This is a genomic window from Marinobacter sp., assembly GCF_039977835.1.
Lineage (GTDB): Bacteria > Pseudomonadota > Gammaproteobacteria > Pseudomonadales > Oleiphilaceae > Marinobacter.
The window spans coordinates 77,427-92,694 of sequence record NZ_JBDWCL010000049.1; the positions used below are offsets into that span (position 1 = coordinate 77,427).

12 protein-coding genes and 1 pseudogene are annotated in these 15,268 nt (G+C 52.7%); 10 read left to right on the forward strand and 3 right to left on the reverse strand.

What is annotated here, in order from left to right; genetic code table 11:
* Nucleotides 1-42: 42 nt before the first annotated feature.
* From ABJM11_RS15675 to ABJM11_RS15685, 3 genes are all read left to right on the forward strand, one after another.
* The gene (locus ABJM11_RS15675) at nucleotides 43-993 is read left to right on the forward strand and encodes a DegV family protein (protein ID WP_348293920.1); all 951 of its coding nucleotides are present in this window, start codon (nucleotides 43-45) and stop codon (nucleotides 991-993) included.
* A 153-nt stretch (nucleotides 994-1,146) separates the two neighbouring features.
* Nucleotides 1,147-2,181, forward strand: coding sequence for a hypothetical protein (locus ABJM11_RS15680; RefSeq protein WP_348293922.1), 1,035 nt, complete (start codon nucleotides 1,147-1,149; stop codon nucleotides 2,179-2,181).
* A 38-nt stretch (nucleotides 2,182-2,219) separates the two neighbouring features.
* Entirely contained in the window at nucleotides 2,220-2,873 is a 654-nt protein-coding gene (locus ABJM11_RS15685; RefSeq protein ID WP_348293924.1) for a LysE family translocator, read from the forward strand.
* Here ABJM11_RS15685 and fdxA read toward each other — a convergent pair whose 3' ends face one another.
* Together fdxA and mutS are read right to left on the reverse strand one after the other, a co-directional pair.
* Nucleotides 2,874-3,197: a ferredoxin FdxA gene (gene fdxA, locus ABJM11_RS15690; protein ID WP_114613659.1), complete on the reverse strand. Its 324-nt coding sequence runs from the start codon at nucleotides 3,195-3,197 to the stop codon at nucleotides 2,874-2,876.
* Nucleotides 3,198-3,334: 137 nt separating this feature from the next.
* Nucleotides 3,335-5,968, reverse strand: a complete 2,634-nt coding sequence (gene mutS, locus ABJM11_RS15695; RefSeq protein WP_348293925.1) for a DNA mismatch repair protein MutS — start codon at nucleotides 5,966-5,968, stop codon at nucleotides 3,335-3,337.
* A gap of 82 nt (nucleotides 5,969-6,050) precedes the next feature.
* On the opposite strand from mutS, the gene ABJM11_RS15700 reads away from it, so the two are divergent.
* The 7 genes and pseudogenes from ABJM11_RS15700 (at nucleotide 6,051) to ABJM11_RS15730 (ending at nucleotide 14,681) form a co-directional block, all read left to right on the forward strand.
* Complete coding sequence (locus ABJM11_RS15700; RefSeq protein ID WP_348293927.1) at nucleotides 6,051-6,551, forward strand: nicotinamide-nucleotide amidohydrolase family protein; 501 nt, start codon at nucleotides 6,051-6,053, stop codon at nucleotides 6,549-6,551.
* A gap of 146 nt (nucleotides 6,552-6,697) precedes the next feature.
* Nucleotides 6,698-7,315 (forward strand): annotated as a pseudogene (gene recA, locus ABJM11_RS15705) (recombinase RecA); the annotation flags it as partial.
* A 197-nt stretch (nucleotides 7,316-7,512) separates the two neighbouring features.
* On the forward strand, nucleotides 7,513-8,547 hold the full coding sequence (gene recA / locus ABJM11_RS15710; RefSeq protein ID WP_278349899.1) for a recombinase RecA: 1,035 nt from the start codon (nucleotides 7,513-7,515) through the stop codon (nucleotides 8,545-8,547).
* 7 nt (nucleotides 8,548-8,554) lie between these two features.
* Nucleotides 8,555-10,615 (forward strand): hypothetical protein, encoded by a 2,061-nt coding sequence (locus ABJM11_RS15715; protein ID WP_278349900.1) that lies wholly within the window; start codon nucleotides 8,555-8,557, stop codon nucleotides 10,613-10,615.
* The gene (locus ABJM11_RS15720) at nucleotides 10,615-12,888 is read left to right on the forward strand and encodes a hypothetical protein (RefSeq protein ID WP_348293928.1); all 2,274 of its coding nucleotides are present in this window, start codon (nucleotides 10,615-10,617) and stop codon (nucleotides 12,886-12,888) included. The genes ABJM11_RS15715 and ABJM11_RS15720 overlap by 1 nt, the downstream gene beginning before the upstream one ends.
* Complete coding sequence (locus ABJM11_RS15725) at nucleotides 12,875-13,468, forward strand: hypothetical protein (RefSeq protein ID WP_278349902.1); 594 nt, start codon at nucleotides 12,875-12,877, stop codon at nucleotides 13,466-13,468. Before ABJM11_RS15720 ends, ABJM11_RS15725 begins: the two co-directional genes overlap by 14 nt.
* Nucleotides 13,461-14,681, forward strand: a complete 1,221-nt coding sequence (locus tag ABJM11_RS15730; protein WP_278349903.1) for a site-specific integrase — start codon at nucleotides 13,461-13,463, stop codon at nucleotides 14,679-14,681. The genes ABJM11_RS15725 and ABJM11_RS15730 overlap by 8 nt, the downstream gene beginning before the upstream one ends.
* Before the next feature lie 440 nt (nucleotides 14,682-15,121).
* On the opposite strand, the gene ABJM11_RS15735 is transcribed toward ABJM11_RS15730, so the two are convergent.
* On the reverse strand, nucleotides 15,122-15,268 hold a 147-nt coding region (locus ABJM11_RS15735), incomplete at its 5' end, for a transposase (protein WP_407070004.1).

The window sequence follows — 15,268 nt, forward strand, 5'->3', positions numbered from 1 at the left end:
GAAGTGTCCGGCAGGAACAACTTCCCGCAGTTGGAGGCCCCCATGCGCGTTGGTCTTATAGTGGATTCGGCTTGTGATTTGCCCTACGAGTTCAGCCGTAAACACGACCTGTTCGTTCTGCCCGTGACGGCCGTTATCGACGGCCAGACCTATATCGATGAACACGATCCGGTACGAACCCAGGAGTTCTACCAGAGCGGGCTGCTGCAAAAGGGGCATCACGCCGAAACCCAGGCCTTTTCTCCCCAGCAGATTCATGACCTGTTCATGGAAAAGATTGTCACCCAGTTTGACGTGGCCATTTGTGAAACGGTTACCCGCTCCCGCAGCCTGATCTTCCAGAACGCCACCGAAGCCATGAACAGTGTCATGTCCCATTACGAGGAAGCACGCAAAGCTGCCGGGCGTGAAGGTAAATTTTCCATGCGCGTCATCGACAGCAAGCAGATCTTTGCCGGCCAGGGTCTGCTGGCGGCTCACACGCTCAGGTTGATCGGGCAGAAACTGTCGAAAAATGCCCTCCGCAATGAAGTCGAAGCCTTTACCGACAGGATCTATACCTGCGTGATCCCCCGTGACCTGCATTACATACGGGAGCGGGCCCGAAAGCGTGGCGACAAGAGCGTCTCCGCGCTGGTGGCCTTTCTGGGGAAGGCTCTGAACATCACCCCGGTGATTTTCGGCCAGGGTGCCGAGGGCCAGCCCGCCGCCAAAACCCGAAGTTTCGACATGGCGGTTGAAAAGGTCATGAATTATGCTGCTGGCCGGGTGGAAGCCGGGCTGCTGAGCCCCTATGTCAGCCTTTCCTGTGGGCTGACCTGGACGGAAATTGAGGACCTCCCCGGCCTGAACCGCCTCCGGGATGCGTGTGAGAAGAATGGCGTGGAGCTGCTACTTTCGCAGATGGGCATTACCAGCAGTATCTACGTGGGCCCCGGTAGCCTTTGCCTGGCCCTTGCCGCAGAGCCCCACGAATTCGGCGACTTCCAGTAGCTCCCTGCCACGCAGTCCGGAGGAAGGATACCTCTTGGCCTGCCAGCACCCTTCCTCCTGTATCTTCGGCAAACGCACATGCTGCCGCTTCGTGTTAGCCTCTGGTTGCTTCAACCCTAAACGCCCACTTTCAGACAGCTCCGGACCGTGACTATGACCAAAGGCAAAACGGATCTCGCCAATGCGCTTCTCGAACAGCATGTAAAACACGAACTTTCGTCCCTGAAAGGGGCAAAGCTGCGGCGGTTTCTCACGACCGAAGTGGATGAACTGTTTGGCTACGCCGGTACCATTACCCTCAATCGCCTGACCTCGGTGGAACAGGTGATGGGCGTGATCCAGCGCATTGTGATTGACATGGAACTGGATGCCGGAATTCCGGAAATGGCAGCGGAAATGGCCACGGAAGTACTGAACGCGCCGGTCCAGAAAACCTCACGGCTGCGGGATATTATTACCCGGGAGCAGGCAACAGGTTTTCTGGAAGAGGCTCTGGAGTTACGCCAGCAACGGGAAAGGGTCATCAGTGAGATTATGGCTCATCCGGTCTACCAGGAGCTGGTTTCGAACGTGGTGTATCAGGGTGTGGTGAACTACCTTTACGAAGACAACCTGATCACCAAGAGCGTTCCCGGTGTGGGCTCGATGATGAAGTTCGGCAAGCGCATGGCCAACAAGGCGGTGCCCGGCCTGGATGAGACTTTCGAGCGCCGTTTCAAGGCATGGCTTTCGGACAGCCTGCCGGGCCTGATTGCCCGCAGTGAGCAGTTCCTGCACCGGGCGCTGACAGACGATGAATTGCGAGACAGCGTGATGGCGGCGTGGGTGTCCCTTGAGGACCGGACTATCGAAGAACTCCACGAGGGCCTGGGTGATGTTCAGCTGCAGGAATTTGTGGTTCTGGGCTACGAGTTCTGGCTGCAGTTCCGCAAGACCGGGTATTTCGAAGGCTGTGCCAGGGCGGTGGTGGAGCACCTGTTCACCATGTACGGCGACAGGCCGGTGGTTGAACTGCTGGCGGCCGTTGGCGTCGATCGTGAGGTGGTAATGGCGGAGGTGGATGCCTATGCACTTCCGGTCATAGACGTGCTGCGGGAGGAGGGGTATCTTGAGGCCCTGGTTCGCCGTCGCCTTGAGCCGTTCTACAAGTCGGCGGCGGCGAAAAAACTACTACAGCAGCAGGGCTGAAGGCGCCTGTTGCCCTCAGGCTGTGGGGATGTTTGGGAATGTGGGTGCCGAGCGAACTGTTCTGGGCCTATTTGGTGGCGATTTCGCTGCTGACGGTGACGCCCGGAGTGGATACGCTGCTGGTAATGCGGAATGCCGGACGCGGCGGTTTTCAGGACGGATGCGTGACCAGTGCGGGCATTTGCAGCGGGCTTTTTATCCATGCCAGCCTCTCGGCTTTGGGCATTTCCATGTTACTGGTGGAGACCGCCTGGGCGTTTACCGCTCTCAAATGGGCGGGGGCCTGCTATCTCATCTGGCTGGGACTGAGTTCGTTGCGCCAGGCTATTAAACGTGCCCCCGAAAAAAGGGCAGAGGCGGAGGTCGCTGGTGATCACCCTGTCGCGATGACCTCGGTGGCAACTGCCGTGGCATTCCGTGAAGGCCTGTTGTCCAACGTGCTGAACCCGAAAACGGCCCTGTTTTACATGGCGCTGTTACCCCAGTTTATCGATCCGGCCGGGAATACCCTTCAGCAATCACTGTTTCTGGCGGCGATTCACTTTTTGCTTGCGATGATGTGGCAGTGTGCACTTGCGGGGGTGGTGGTCAGATCCCGCCGGCTTGGGGTGGGGCAGGGCGCGAAGCGCGCCCTGAATGCGTTAACCGGCGGGTTCTTTGTCGCTATTGGTGCGAAGCTGGCTTCGCAATAATTACTTTTCCAGATACTGCAGCTTGTCGGGTTTGCCGTCCCACTCCTCGGCGTCCGGCAGCGGATCTTTCTTCTCGGTGATATTCGGCCACTTGCCTGCCAGGTCGGCGTTGAGTTCAACAAACTGGACCTGATCCGCGGGCAGTTCGTCTTCCGAGAAGATGGCCTCTGCCGGGCATTCCGGCTCACACAGGGCGCAGTCTATGCACTCGTCCGGGTCGATCACCAGAAAATTCGGGCCTTCGTAGAAGCAGTCAACCGGGCATACTTCCACGCAGTCCGTGTATTTGCACTTGATGCAGTTATCGGTAACGACAAACGTCATAGTCAGTTTCCTGGTCCAGTAGTCAATCTCATCAGTGTAATAATAATTGCGCGATATTGTATTGAGCGGCCTGCCCACTCGCAAGCACCGAGGGGCTATATCGTTATTACATGGGTCAATTCTGACGCATTTTCCGCTTATTTGTTCAGAAGTTCCTTCAATTCATACAGGCGGTTCAACGCATCCCGGGGCGTTAGCCCGTCAACGTCCAGTTCCGCCAGAGTTTCTTCCACCTTGCTGGGTTCCAGACTGGCAAACATGTCCCCCTGCATCACCGTCTCTCTGACACGGGGAGGGCGTTTCGTGTGATCTGGCTCAACAGCAGCCTCTGTGGCCGCGCCGGGCGCGGGACTGGCCGGTGGCACACTGCCTTCAAGATGGGAGAGCTGCTCACGGGCGTGGCGGATAACCTCCTGGGGTACGCCCGCCAGTTTAGCCACCTGCAGCCCGTAGCTCTGGCTGGCTGGGCCGTCATGGACATTGTGCAGGAATACAATGGTGTCGTCGTGCTCCGTTGCGGTCAGGTGAACATTAACCGCATGCTCCAGGTCCTCCGCCAGTTGCGTGAGCTCGAAATAGTGGGTGGCGAAAAGGGTATAGCAGCGAATATGCTTCGCCAGGTGTTCCGCCGTGGCCCAAGCCAGCGAAAGGCCATCGAAGGTACTGGTGCCACGCCCCACCTCGTCCATCAGCACCAGGCTGTGCTCGGTAGCGTTGTGGAGGATATTGGCGGTTTCCGTCATTTCCACCATGAAGGTCGAGCGGCCACCGGCGATATCATCCGATGAGCCCATGCGGGTGAAAATGCGATCAACCGGGCCGATGACCACACGGTTGGCGGGCACAAAGCTGCCAGTGTAGGCCAGCAATGCAATCAGGGCCGCCTGGCGCATGTAGGTGGACTTACCGCCCATGTTGGGGCCGGTGATCACCAGCATGCGTCGCTGCTGGTCCATCAGCAGGTCGTTGGGCACGTAAGGGTCGCTGAGCAGTTGCTCGACCACCGGGTGCCGGCCTTCCTCGATGTCAAAGCCGGGGGTGTCGCTGAATTCCGGGGCGTTGAAACGCAGGCTGGTGGCGCGCTCGGCGAAGTTACTGAGTACATCCAGCTCCGCCAGAGCCTGGGCGGCGTCCTGCAGTGGTGCCAGTTCGGCGGCGACGGCTTCCAGAACCTCGTCGTACAGCGCTTTCTCCCGCGCCAGTGAGCGGCTCTTGGCACTGAGAGCCTTGTCTTCGAACTCTTTCAGCTCCGGGGTGATAAACCGCTCGGCGTTCTTGAGGGTCTGGCGCCGAATGTAATCCACGGGCGCCTGGCCGGACTGGGCGCGGGTGATTTCAATGTAATAGCCATGCACCCGGTTGTAGCCCACTTTCAGCGTGCTGATGCCGGTGCGTTCCCGTTCCCGGGTTTCCACATCCAGTAGAAACTGGCCCGCGTTCTCGCTGATGTTGCGCAGCTCGTCCAGCTCTTCATCAAAACCTTCCCTCATAACGCCACCATCCCGGATTACCACCGGCGGGTTGTCGATGATGGCCCGTTCCAGCAAGTCCGCCAGTTCCGGATACTCGCTGATGATGGTAGCCAGCTTTACGACATGGTGTGAATTCACCGGCTTCAGGGCCCGCTGCAGGTCCGGCAGAGTCAGGAAGGCATCCCTGAGCCGCGCCAGGTCCCGGGGGCGGGCAGAGCGCAACGCCACCCGCGCCAGAATCCGCTCAATATCGCCGATGCTTTTGAGCAGGTCGTGGACTGGTTCGTAATGAAACCCGTCCAGCAGCGCAGAAACTGCCTGCTGTCGCTGTTCCACGATGGTTACATCGCGCAATGGCCGGTTGAGCCAGCGTCTAAGCTGGCGCCCGCCCATAGACGTAGCCGTGCGGTCCATTACCCAGGCGAGCGTGTGCTGGGTGCCCCCTATCAGATTGGTGTCGATCTCCAGATTGCGGCGGCTGGTGGCATCCAGAATCACTGCCTCTTCACGCCGCTCACGGCTGAGCTTGCGAATGTGAGGCAGGGCCGTACGCTGGGTTTCCCTGGCGTATTGCAACAGGCAGCCTGCGGCACAGATTGCCAGGGTGAGATCCTCACAGCCAAACCCGGTCAGATCTCTGACCTGTAGTTGCTGGGTCAATACGCGGCGGGCGGTATCCGCTTCGAATAACCACGGACCCTGGCGGCGAATGCCGGTATAGCCTTCCAGTACGTCCTGATAGGGAAAATCCTCGCTCACAAGGATCTCCGCCGGCCTCAGGCGCTGAAGCTCGCCCTGCAGCCCCTCCAGGTCTTCCAGCTCGGAAACCGTAAAACGGCCACTTGAAATATCCAGAGAAGCAAAGCCGAACTGTTCCCGATGGCTGTAGATGGCAACCAGCAGGTTATCCCGGCGGTCCTCAAGGAACGCATCATCACTGAGGGTGCCTGGTGTCACGATACGCACCACCTGGCGGTCTACCGGCCCTTTGCTGGTGGCCGGGTCGCCAATCTGTTCACAAATGGCGATGGATTGACCAGCCCGCACCAGACGTGCAATGTAACCTTCAGCAGAGTGGTAAGGAATGCCCGCCATGGGGATGGGGCTGCCCCCGGACTGCCCGCGGGCGGTAAGAGTGATATCCATCAGCTCGGCGGCCTTGCGGGCGTCGTCGTAGAACAGCTCGTAGAAATCCCCCATGCGGTAGAACACCAGTTCGCTGGGGTGTTCGCCCTTGATTTTGAGGTATTGCCTCATCATCGGGGTGTGCTGGGACAGATCGGTCTGGGCTGCTGACATGAACGGTTCCGGATCCATTGGCTTTATGTGAAGGCAGGGATTGTAAGAAAATAACCCCCAGGATGAAACGAAGGAGATCATTATGCCACTGACCGACGAGGCATTGGCGGAAGCAGGCACTCAACTGGCTGGGATACTTGAACAGCGCCAGCTCACCATTGCGACGGCCGAAAGCTGCACTGGCGGCTGGGTTGCCAAGGTACTGACTGATCGCGCAGGGTCATCGGCCTATGTGCTGGCGGGGCTGGTTACCTACAGCAATGAGGCCAAGAGAGCATTGCTCGGGGTTACTGAGTCTTCCCTGAATGAGCACGGCGCTGTCAGCGAACCGGTGGTGCGGGAAATGGTTGCGGGTGCATTGGCGGCCACTGGCGCGAGCGTTGCGGTTGCGGTCAGCGGCGTGGCCGGCCCCGGCGGCGGTAGCGACGACAAGCCGGTAGGCACGGTGTGGTTTGCCTGGGGCAGTTCACCGGCAGACATCGAAGCTGTTGTGGAAACCTTTCCCGGAGACCGCGATGAGGTGCGGCGTCAGTCGGTTCTGTATGCGTTACAGGGAGTTAGAGGCTTTCTGGAAAACTCCTGAATAGGAGGGGTTGGTCTTGCCCCCGTGTTATGTTTTAATACTGTTCAAATATACAGGAGTCCGGTTTTTCCGGGGTCCGTTGTTAACGATTTCGGCCGCCGGGCTCCCGTCCCGATAACGGCATTGGCGACAGAGGGTTTGCAACAATGGAAGATAACCGCAACAAAGCACTGAGCGCAGCGCTTAGCCAGATTGAACGCCAGTTCGGCAAGGGTGCCGTAATGAAAATGGGCGACCAGCCCCGGGAAGCCATCCCCGCAGTCTCTACCGGTTCACTTGGCCTTGATGTCGCTCTGGGCATTGGTGGCCTGCCTTACGGTCGGATCTGCGAGATTTATGGCCCGGAAAGCTCCGGCAAAACCACGCTGACCCTCCAGGTGATTGCCGAAGCCCAGAAAGCCGGAAAAACCTGCGCCTTCATCGATGCAGAGCACGCCCTGGATCCCATCTATGCCGAAAAACTGGGTGTAAACGTGAACGACCTGCTCGTCTCCCAGCCGGATACCGGTGAGCAGGCGCTGGAAATCGCCGATATGCTGGTGCGCTCGAATGCTGTGGACGTCATCATTGTTGACTCTGTGGCGGCCCTGACTCCGAAAGCCGAAATAGAAGGCGAAATGGGTGACAGCCACGTGGGCCTGCAGGCCCGCCTGATGTCCCAGGCCCTGCGCAAACTGACCGGCAACATCAAACACGCCAACTGCCTGCTGATCTTCATCAACCAGATCCGCATGAAAATCGGCGTCATGTTTGGTTCGCCAAAATATCTACTAGAAAAAGTGTATGAGTGTGTGAATGAGCCCAACCACGGGCTTCAGCAGGCCGCCTAGCTCTATCATACAGAAATTATGCTTTTTCGACCTTATGTACTACCCTCTGTCGCAAAGAATCAGGTCGGTTAGGCACCCAAAATATCGAAGCATACGAAACGAGTTTCGAAACAAGTTTAAGGTGAAAGTTTATGTCTAATTCTGATGTTCGTACTAAGGCCCTCTCATCAGCGCTGGCTCAAATCGAGCGCCAATTTGGTAAGGGCGCAGTCATGAAAATGGGTGACCAACCTCGCGAGGCCATCCCCTCTGTTTCGACAGGCTCATTGGGTCTTGATATAGCGCTGGGGATTGGCGGGCTTCCCTATGGCCGGATTTGTGAGATCTACGGGCCGGAAAGCTCTGGCAAGACTACTCTGACCCTTCAGGTAATTGCAGAAGCCCAGAAGCAGGGCAAGACCTGTGCATTTGTGGACGCCGAGCATGCTCTGGACCCACAGTATGCCGAAAAGCTCGGCGTTAACGTAGATGAACTGCTGGTTTCACAGCCAGATACCGGGGAGCAAGCGCTGGAAATTGCCGACATGCTGACCCGCTCTAACGCCGTTGACGTCATTATCATTGATTCGGTTGCAGCACTGGTCCCCAAGGCAGAGATTGAAGGAGAGATGGGCGATAGTCACGTCGGACTGCAAGCACGATTGATGTCCCAAGCTCTGCGGAAGCTTACTGGTAACGTAAAGAATTCTGGTTGTCTGATGATCTTCATCAACCAAATACGAATGAAAATCGGTGTTATGTTCGGAAGTCCTGAAACAACCACGGGTGGTCAGGGATTGAAATTCTACTCATCTGTTCGCTTGGATATCCGTCGCATCGGTTCTGTGAAGGAAGGCGACGAAGTTGTCGGTAACGAAACTCGCGTTAAAGTGGTTAAGAACAAAGTCTCTCCTCCTTTCAAGCAGGCTGAGTTCCAAATTTTCTATGGCTCGGGTATTTCCCGGAACGGTGAAATTATTGATCTGGGCGTCAAGGCTGGCATTGTTGATAAGTCTGGCGCGTGGTATGCGTACAATGGTGATAAGATTGGGCAAGGAAAGGCAAACTCTTGCAAGTTCCTAGAAGAAAACCCTGCCATCGCGCGAGAAATTGAAGCGAAAGTGCGTGATCATTTCATGCCAGAATTGATTAAGCCTAAAGCTGAAGCCCAACTATTAGAAGAGTAGTTCCTGAGTGACAAAGGATTGCATAGAACATAGGGAAATCGATTGGGACATCAGTTGTCTAAAGCCCTTCGTTTCGGCTGACTTTTTTCGGTTAGTCGTCAAGGAGGGTAATGATTTAGTAAGCGGCAAGGCTCAAAGCACTGCTCGTTATTATGTTGAAGCTCTCAAAGATTTTTCTCGCTTTCTTGCAACCTCTCTAAACGATACTCAGATACCCAGTGACCTAAAATTGGGTATCGCGCCGCAGCATTCCCGTACTGATTGGATGCACTTTTTGTATCGTTTCTACCGTTATTTGAAGGAAATTAACACTCCGGGTCAGGCACGGAAAAGATCCCTCTGTTTCAATGAATGGTTGAAACGAATGGCCTCTCGGGGTATCTGCCCTAGCGGATTGAGGATGCCGAAAGTTGACAAGGTTCGTTCGGCTCCACCTCAAACGGTGTTGCACACACTTTCCGAAGAACAGTTTGAGGAAGTTGAAGCCCTTTATTCGTCTGAGAATTTCTTGGGCGAAGCCGATCTTGTAGCTGAGGCCAAGCTCGTTTGTACGAACGTTTTGGCCGAGTATAGTGACGCCGATATAACTGGGAAGAATCTGTCAGACCTTATTCAAGCGACGTTAGAGAAGCGCTTGTCGAATTTGTATAGCGGGGCCTGGGAGATATATCAAACAGCATTGGAAAAGAGGGCTGAAGGCATTAGGTTGATTCAGGTCGGCGCTGAATTTGCCCCCATAATCGACGACTGGTTGATGTTCCCTGACTCCTTCAAGGCAAAGAAAAATAAACCGATTCTGGCACGTGCTCGGGCTCTCTCGGATGAGCAATTTTGGGCAGGGCTGTTGGCTTGGTATATGAATTACCACTCTTTACGGGGAGTTCACGCTGTAGAGGGGCATTCGCCTCAGCAAGTGGTGACTCGGTTGCGAAATGAAATAAGAGACTATCGAAAGGGGCTGAGAGGGAAGTATAGCGCGAATGAGTTCATCGAGCTAATGGGAGCCTCAAGAGATCTGATGGTGTCGGGTTTCTTGTTGATGATGTTTGAGACATGCGCCAATCCTGGGGATTTGGGCGATATTACGATTTATGACAAAACACAAGTATTTGACAACTTGGCCGTTATTGATTGGACCAAAAGTCGGGCTCGAAAAGTTTTGAGCAAGTGGGATTCTTCAGCTGAATCTCGTGAGAGTGTCACCCAAATTTTTAATCAGATACTTGTGGCCACGAAGTACTATCGAAATCATGCTCATGCTTCGGATCAAGATAGGCTGTTTCTTCATATTTATGCGCATTCTTCCACTGCTAAACACCGGACGATTGCGAAAGACTATGTCGCTGCACAAGCGACCTACAAAAGCTTTTTTGCTCACAATATCGAAAGCCTTATCAATCGGATAACGGATGGCCGATGGAAAATCAGGGCGAAAGCGATTCGAGTGTCACTAATTCTTCTGAAGACATTGAAAGAAGGGGTGTCTGCGGCCCAGGAAATGGCTCAACATTCAGAAGGTCGTACAACGAAGGGGTATGTGTCTTCTTTTCCTTTCAAGCAAAAGCTCGAATCGCATATGCGAGAGTATATTGAGTGGCTTGAAGCGCTGGTAACCATCAAGCTCGATGATGTCGCAGCCAAGCTTGGACTGAATGAAGAAGAGTATAACCGAGTAAGGGACGATGTATTGTCGAGCCAATTCGGGTCCGTTCATTGCTCAGACCCTAAGTCCGGTTTCCAGCCGGGGAGTCTGGCGGGCGTGCCATGCAATCAAGTTATGATGTGCATGAGTTGCGAAAAGCGGAGAAATATTTTCATCGCATCTGAAAATAATGTGGCTAATCTGATCCTGTGGCGAGAAGCATTGCTGGAAGCGTTTGAGAACGGTGTTATTAATGATAGCAATATCAACTGGGTGCTCTGGCGGATTTATGTAGACACTATGTATGATCGGTTGAGCAATCAATTAAAGCATAAAGCCTTGCTGTTGGATGTTGAAAGAAATATCGTCGAGCAAACCGAGAATCCATACCGGAATGTGTTTTTTCGCTCAACGGAGAGTGCTTAGTGAATCAGGTTGTTCGTATTTTTCCGGAGATACACGATCGAAACGGTAATTTCAAGTGCTTCGATTATGACTGGCTCCGTTCTGAGTGGCCTGCGAGTCAATGGGAGATCCGTGATCCTATCAACCCCGATTTCGAAAACCCTGACTTCATTAACTTCGATTGCATTGTTGCCCCAGGCGAGACCCTCTTGGATTATCCCGATCTTGTTGAGGATATAAAAAAATCGATTGTCATCGCTGTAGAGCTTGACAAAAACTTTCATGAGCGACAACTCACATTCCAGGCTCGGAGTGTGAGTGCTATTACAAATTTCGCTTATCATTTGATGCGAATTTACCGGGAAATCATCGGCATGGGATTTAGTTCGCCGAGTGATCTCGATGCAGTTTCGGTCAGAAGTTTGCTTCAAAGGCTGGTTCAACCAGAGCACATTTCCCGACGCTATGCAAAAAGGTTGGCGGCCTATTTCGACAGTGTGCCATTGTCCGAAATTCCGGTTGCGATCCATCATGACAATCGCGTGTTGTCGGGTGTTAAACAGCAAGCGCTTGCCGAGGCGATTGGAGTTACTCAATTCAGAACATGCCTTAAATCATTAGGCTTGATCAAATCGGTTAACAGGCAGCTGCAAGAGCATTACACGGGTGTAAAGTTCGATACAGAACTTTTGGAGAGAGACACTGATCCTGACAAATCCAGCGAAAAACAGGTAAGAGATCTTTACCGAGTTCTTTGCACTTTCCATCGGCAGAGCATTTCCCTCACTGATTTTGTACACCCTTTGGTTGTTGACCCCTTTTTGGATACTAATCCTTCTGACGCTGCTGACCGGGCTCTACAAACTGTCGAAGTGCGAGTATCCGAGGGAAGGACGCGAGATATTCCGATCCCTGTTTATCTGACGTTGCTAGACGCGGCCGCACGCTGGGTTCTTGATTACGCCGATGAGCTTTTCGAGCTAGAGCGTCAGATGCGTGATAACGACACGCACAAAAAGGCTCAGAATCGAGCAGTTCGTGTCCTTTCTGCTCAGTCTAATCAAATTGGAAAGGTAGCCAGCCCGTTCCCGCTGGGATATTACCGTCATCATCAGGAGAACGCCAAGGAAAGCAAGTACAGCCCGGAGTTTCTCGCGATATTTCAAGAATACTTGGAGCAAGGTCTTAGCCCGAAAGAGATCCGGCAGCGTTCAGGCTTAAATAAGAGTCAATACCTGTACGTTACACGAATTATCAATGATTACTACGACCAGAATGTAGAGCACAGCGGGCTTTCGCTAAACTATGCGCTATACGGCATCTTGCCATTTTGTTGTCAGTTGCTCCTGCTGTGCTTTACAGCGGGACGTGAATCGTCGATTAATGATCTTCGGGCTGGATGTATTCGTCGTGTCGCAGGCCTCAGGTACATCAATCTGTATATCCCTAAAACCGTCAGAGATTATGAAGATTTGCCGACTTGTGCTCTCGTGGAGCGCACGGTCAGAGTGTTGGAACGCCTAAGCGAAGAAGGTCGAATGCTCTGGGACCACGACAAGCTTTTTCAATTCGTCGATCTAAAAGGTGATTCCAGACTCAGGTCATTTCGGTTCGACAATGTCGCGTCGCGGTTCATGGATTTTATTGATCTTGAGCGAGATGAGTTTGGCAATCATTGGAATTTAAATGAGCATCAATTCCGTCGGGCGTTCGCGATCATGTATTTCTACCGATATGGCTCGGATCATGAGACCAGTTTCAGCGCTCTTATGCACCAATTAAGACATGAAGACTGGACCATGACCGGAAAATATCTGACTCAGCGTGAGGCTGGCGCTGCTTTTCGTCAGATTGAAGAGGAATGGTTGGCGGGAATTCTTTTGAAAGGTAGGTCGAATGATCCCGAATTGGAGAGTTTGTCGAGCCTTTCAGAAAGCGTTCAAAAATCTGTTTATCAAACGGATCTCGTAAGGCCGAGTCAGGCCGAGCGAGCCCTGAAGAAAATTCAGGAAGACGGTCTAACTATAGAGTTTTTGAATTTCGGTGCTGTTTGCCTCGGATTGTCGCCAGGTCGAGCTGAGAAAGCCAAGTGCGCGATCAAAGATGGTAAGGAATACCTGGTGGCGTTCCACAAGGCCTCTGAGAGGTTCTGTGACGGCTGTCCAAACCTAGTGCAGTGTTCGTCGCTGGTGTCCACAGGGATGAGCGAGAGCGACTCTCTAACAGACCTGGCGTGCAATTCTCCTATACTCGACTCGGTTATTGGTTCTGGAGATGTTAATGACCAAGGGTAAGTCATCCAATAAAGCTGGACTCGCACCACAAGCCGCTCGTGACAAAACCACAACTGAGGTCGGGAATAAAATCAGCTTCATCAAAGAACAGCTGGAGGGTAGGAAGGCAGATCCGTTGCATGGTTTGCCCGAGGAGATCCGTAAAGAGGTACAGCAGAGGCTAACTAACCCCTTTCACGGACTGCCCAGGAGCGTAAAAGCATTTTGTGAATTAACCAAGCTTCCGGACGTTGACGCCACACTCAAAGAAATTTCTCGTGCAACCTTGACGGGGCCCAATGGGCGTGCGGATTTGCACGACAAAGTGAAAGATCTAGTCTCGTTGGTTAAGTCTGCAAATGTTCAGAGTCCGGAGTCACAGATTGCCGAGATTCGGAAAGAGAGAGATCAGGCTGAGAAGGAAAGGGCAAATTTGGCCGGTTTAAATCATGAAATGCATCTCAAGATAGAGGAATTGAAACGTGAGCTTCGCTCGGCAGAGGCGGAGGTACAAAGTCTGACAAAACAGCTTATGAAGCGGCCAAAGTCACAGAGTATTGATTCTAAAGTAACCCCGCTCAGGCCAGATAACGGTGTATAAAAAATTACTTTGCCAAGTTAACTACTCTGGTAAGCCTCTGGATAAAGTGCCGTTTGTTATCGGCCCGGACGGTAAGCCGTTTGAACCGCTCAATGCGTTTGTCAGAGCTACGCTGTTTGACAGTAGCAAAAATCGTTTGAAGACGGTTAATGCAAAAGTAGACAAGATTGTTACCTTCCTTTGTTATCTTCAGCAGAACGATCGCCGTTGGACCAGAGCGACGCATGATCGCGTTCGTCAATTTCGTAACCAGGGCGGTATCGGGAAAAGGAAACGCAATTCGACTACGATCAATGGTTACATCGGGGCCATATATGAGTTCTACTGGTGGTGCGAAGGGAAAGGTTACTGTAATCGAGTAATCGGTATTAACAATGTTGATATAGATGATTATCTTTATCCGCTATTTGTTTATCCGCCGGGTCCTAATGATGTCAAAGGGTACAGTCTACCGAATTTATTAGACCCGACCCCGTCCCGAATGCGGGCAGATATTACCGACAAAGAAAAATGGGAGGCGGCTTATGAAAAAGCTATTGAAGAGGACAGTATATACTCTCAGCGCGATGCAGCATTGATTCTGTTTATTCTACAGTCCGGGGCTCGCCGTGGAGAAGCCCAGTCTACTCACACTGATCAGTTCGCTGAAGATCCTCACCCAAGTCAAAAGACGATGCCAGTGAAGGTGAGAAAGACAAAGAGCAGCAATGAGGGTAGGATATTGAATATCCCCGTCGAAACATACTTGGAAATGCAGCATTTCATTGAAGAGGTTCGCCCCTCTTTGCTGACGAATCGTAGGATAGATGCGGGGTATTTGTTTTGTAATCCTAAAGGTAAATTTCTTTCAGATTCTTACTACAATAAGATTCTAAAAAAATACAGCATCAAACCCCACGATGGAAGAAGTACTAATCTCACTGAGTTTTTTATCGAAAAGATCAAAGAGGGCATCGACGAAGAATCAGCGATACTTCTCGCAAGAGAGCACGCAGGCCATTCACAGAATGACCGATCTGCTAAAACGCTCAAACAACACTACCTGCAAGCGAAAGCCATATTTAAAGCTCAGAATCAGGGTACCTACCTTGAGCAGGAGAAGCGTAAGAATGCAGCGCTTCAAGCGGAATTGGATCTCGCCAAAGACAAAATTTCCCAGCTTGAGCATGAGCTTCAACGCTTGAAGACTGATAAACGGTCAAATTTCGGTTGAAAATCCAGGGGTCTTTCCGTGTTCGCTTGGTGGCGGTTAGACAATTGGGTTACTCCTGGTGCAAAGGGTTAGAACCCCTGACCTGCTTACTTTCCGGCCGTTCACGCAACACTGCCCACCCCCAGCGACAGGACTTGCGCTGCACTGATCGATCAGGAAGACTACTAATGCGTCTACGTCAAACGTAAGCGACCGGTAATCCCATCTTGAGTCAGACGTTGCCTTCGTGAAGATAGTGTCCAGTGGACAAATGGCTTGAAAAATCGCCCAGAGCTTGTCTTTTTGTTCTAGGGAGGGTCTGATTAACGCCTGATTTATCGCTGAATCGCTTTTCAACTCGAAAAAAAGCCATTCAAGCGCGATTTTGGCGTTATCACCCTCTGTTTTGTTCGATTTTTGTCTATTTCCCGCCGTTTTGGCGGAAAACAGGCGAACTGACCCTACGACAGCAGGTATTTTTCACCCATCAGCAGGTTGCTGAACGCAGCCAGCAAGTGCAATCGGTTACTGTTTTTGGCCAAGCCGCGATAGCGAACTTTGCTATAGCCAAAGACCTGCTTGATGTACCGGAATGGGTGTTCCACTTT

Coding starts and splice junctions, on each gene's coding strand:
- ABJM11_RS15675 (WP_348293920.1), top strand. CDS start 43: ATGCGCGTTGGTCTTATAGTGGATTCGGCTTGTGATTTGCCCTACGAG.
- ABJM11_RS15680 (WP_348293922.1), top strand. CDS start 1,147: ATGACCAAAGGCAAAACGGATCTCGCCAATGCGCTTCTCGAACAGCAT.
- ABJM11_RS15685 (WP_348293924.1), top strand. CDS start 2,220: ATGTGGGTGCCGAGCGAACTGTTCTGGGCCTATTTGGTGGCGATTTCG.
- fdxA (WP_114613659.1), bottom strand. CDS start 3,197: ATGACGTTTGTCGTTACCGATAACTGCATCAAGTGCAAATACACGGAC.
- mutS (WP_348293925.1), bottom strand. CDS start 5,968: ATGTCAGCAGCCCAGACCGATCTGTCCCAGCACACCCCGATGATGAGG.
- ABJM11_RS15700 (WP_348293927.1), top strand. CDS start 6,051: ATGCCACTGACCGACGAGGCATTGGCGGAAGCAGGCACTCAACTGGCT.
- recA (WP_278349899.1), top strand. CDS start 7,513: ATGTCTAATTCTGATGTTCGTACTAAGGCCCTCTCATCAGCGCTGGCT.
- ABJM11_RS15725 (WP_278349902.1), top strand. CDS start 12,875: ATGACCAAGGGTAAGTCATCCAATAAAGCTGGACTCGCACCACAAGCC.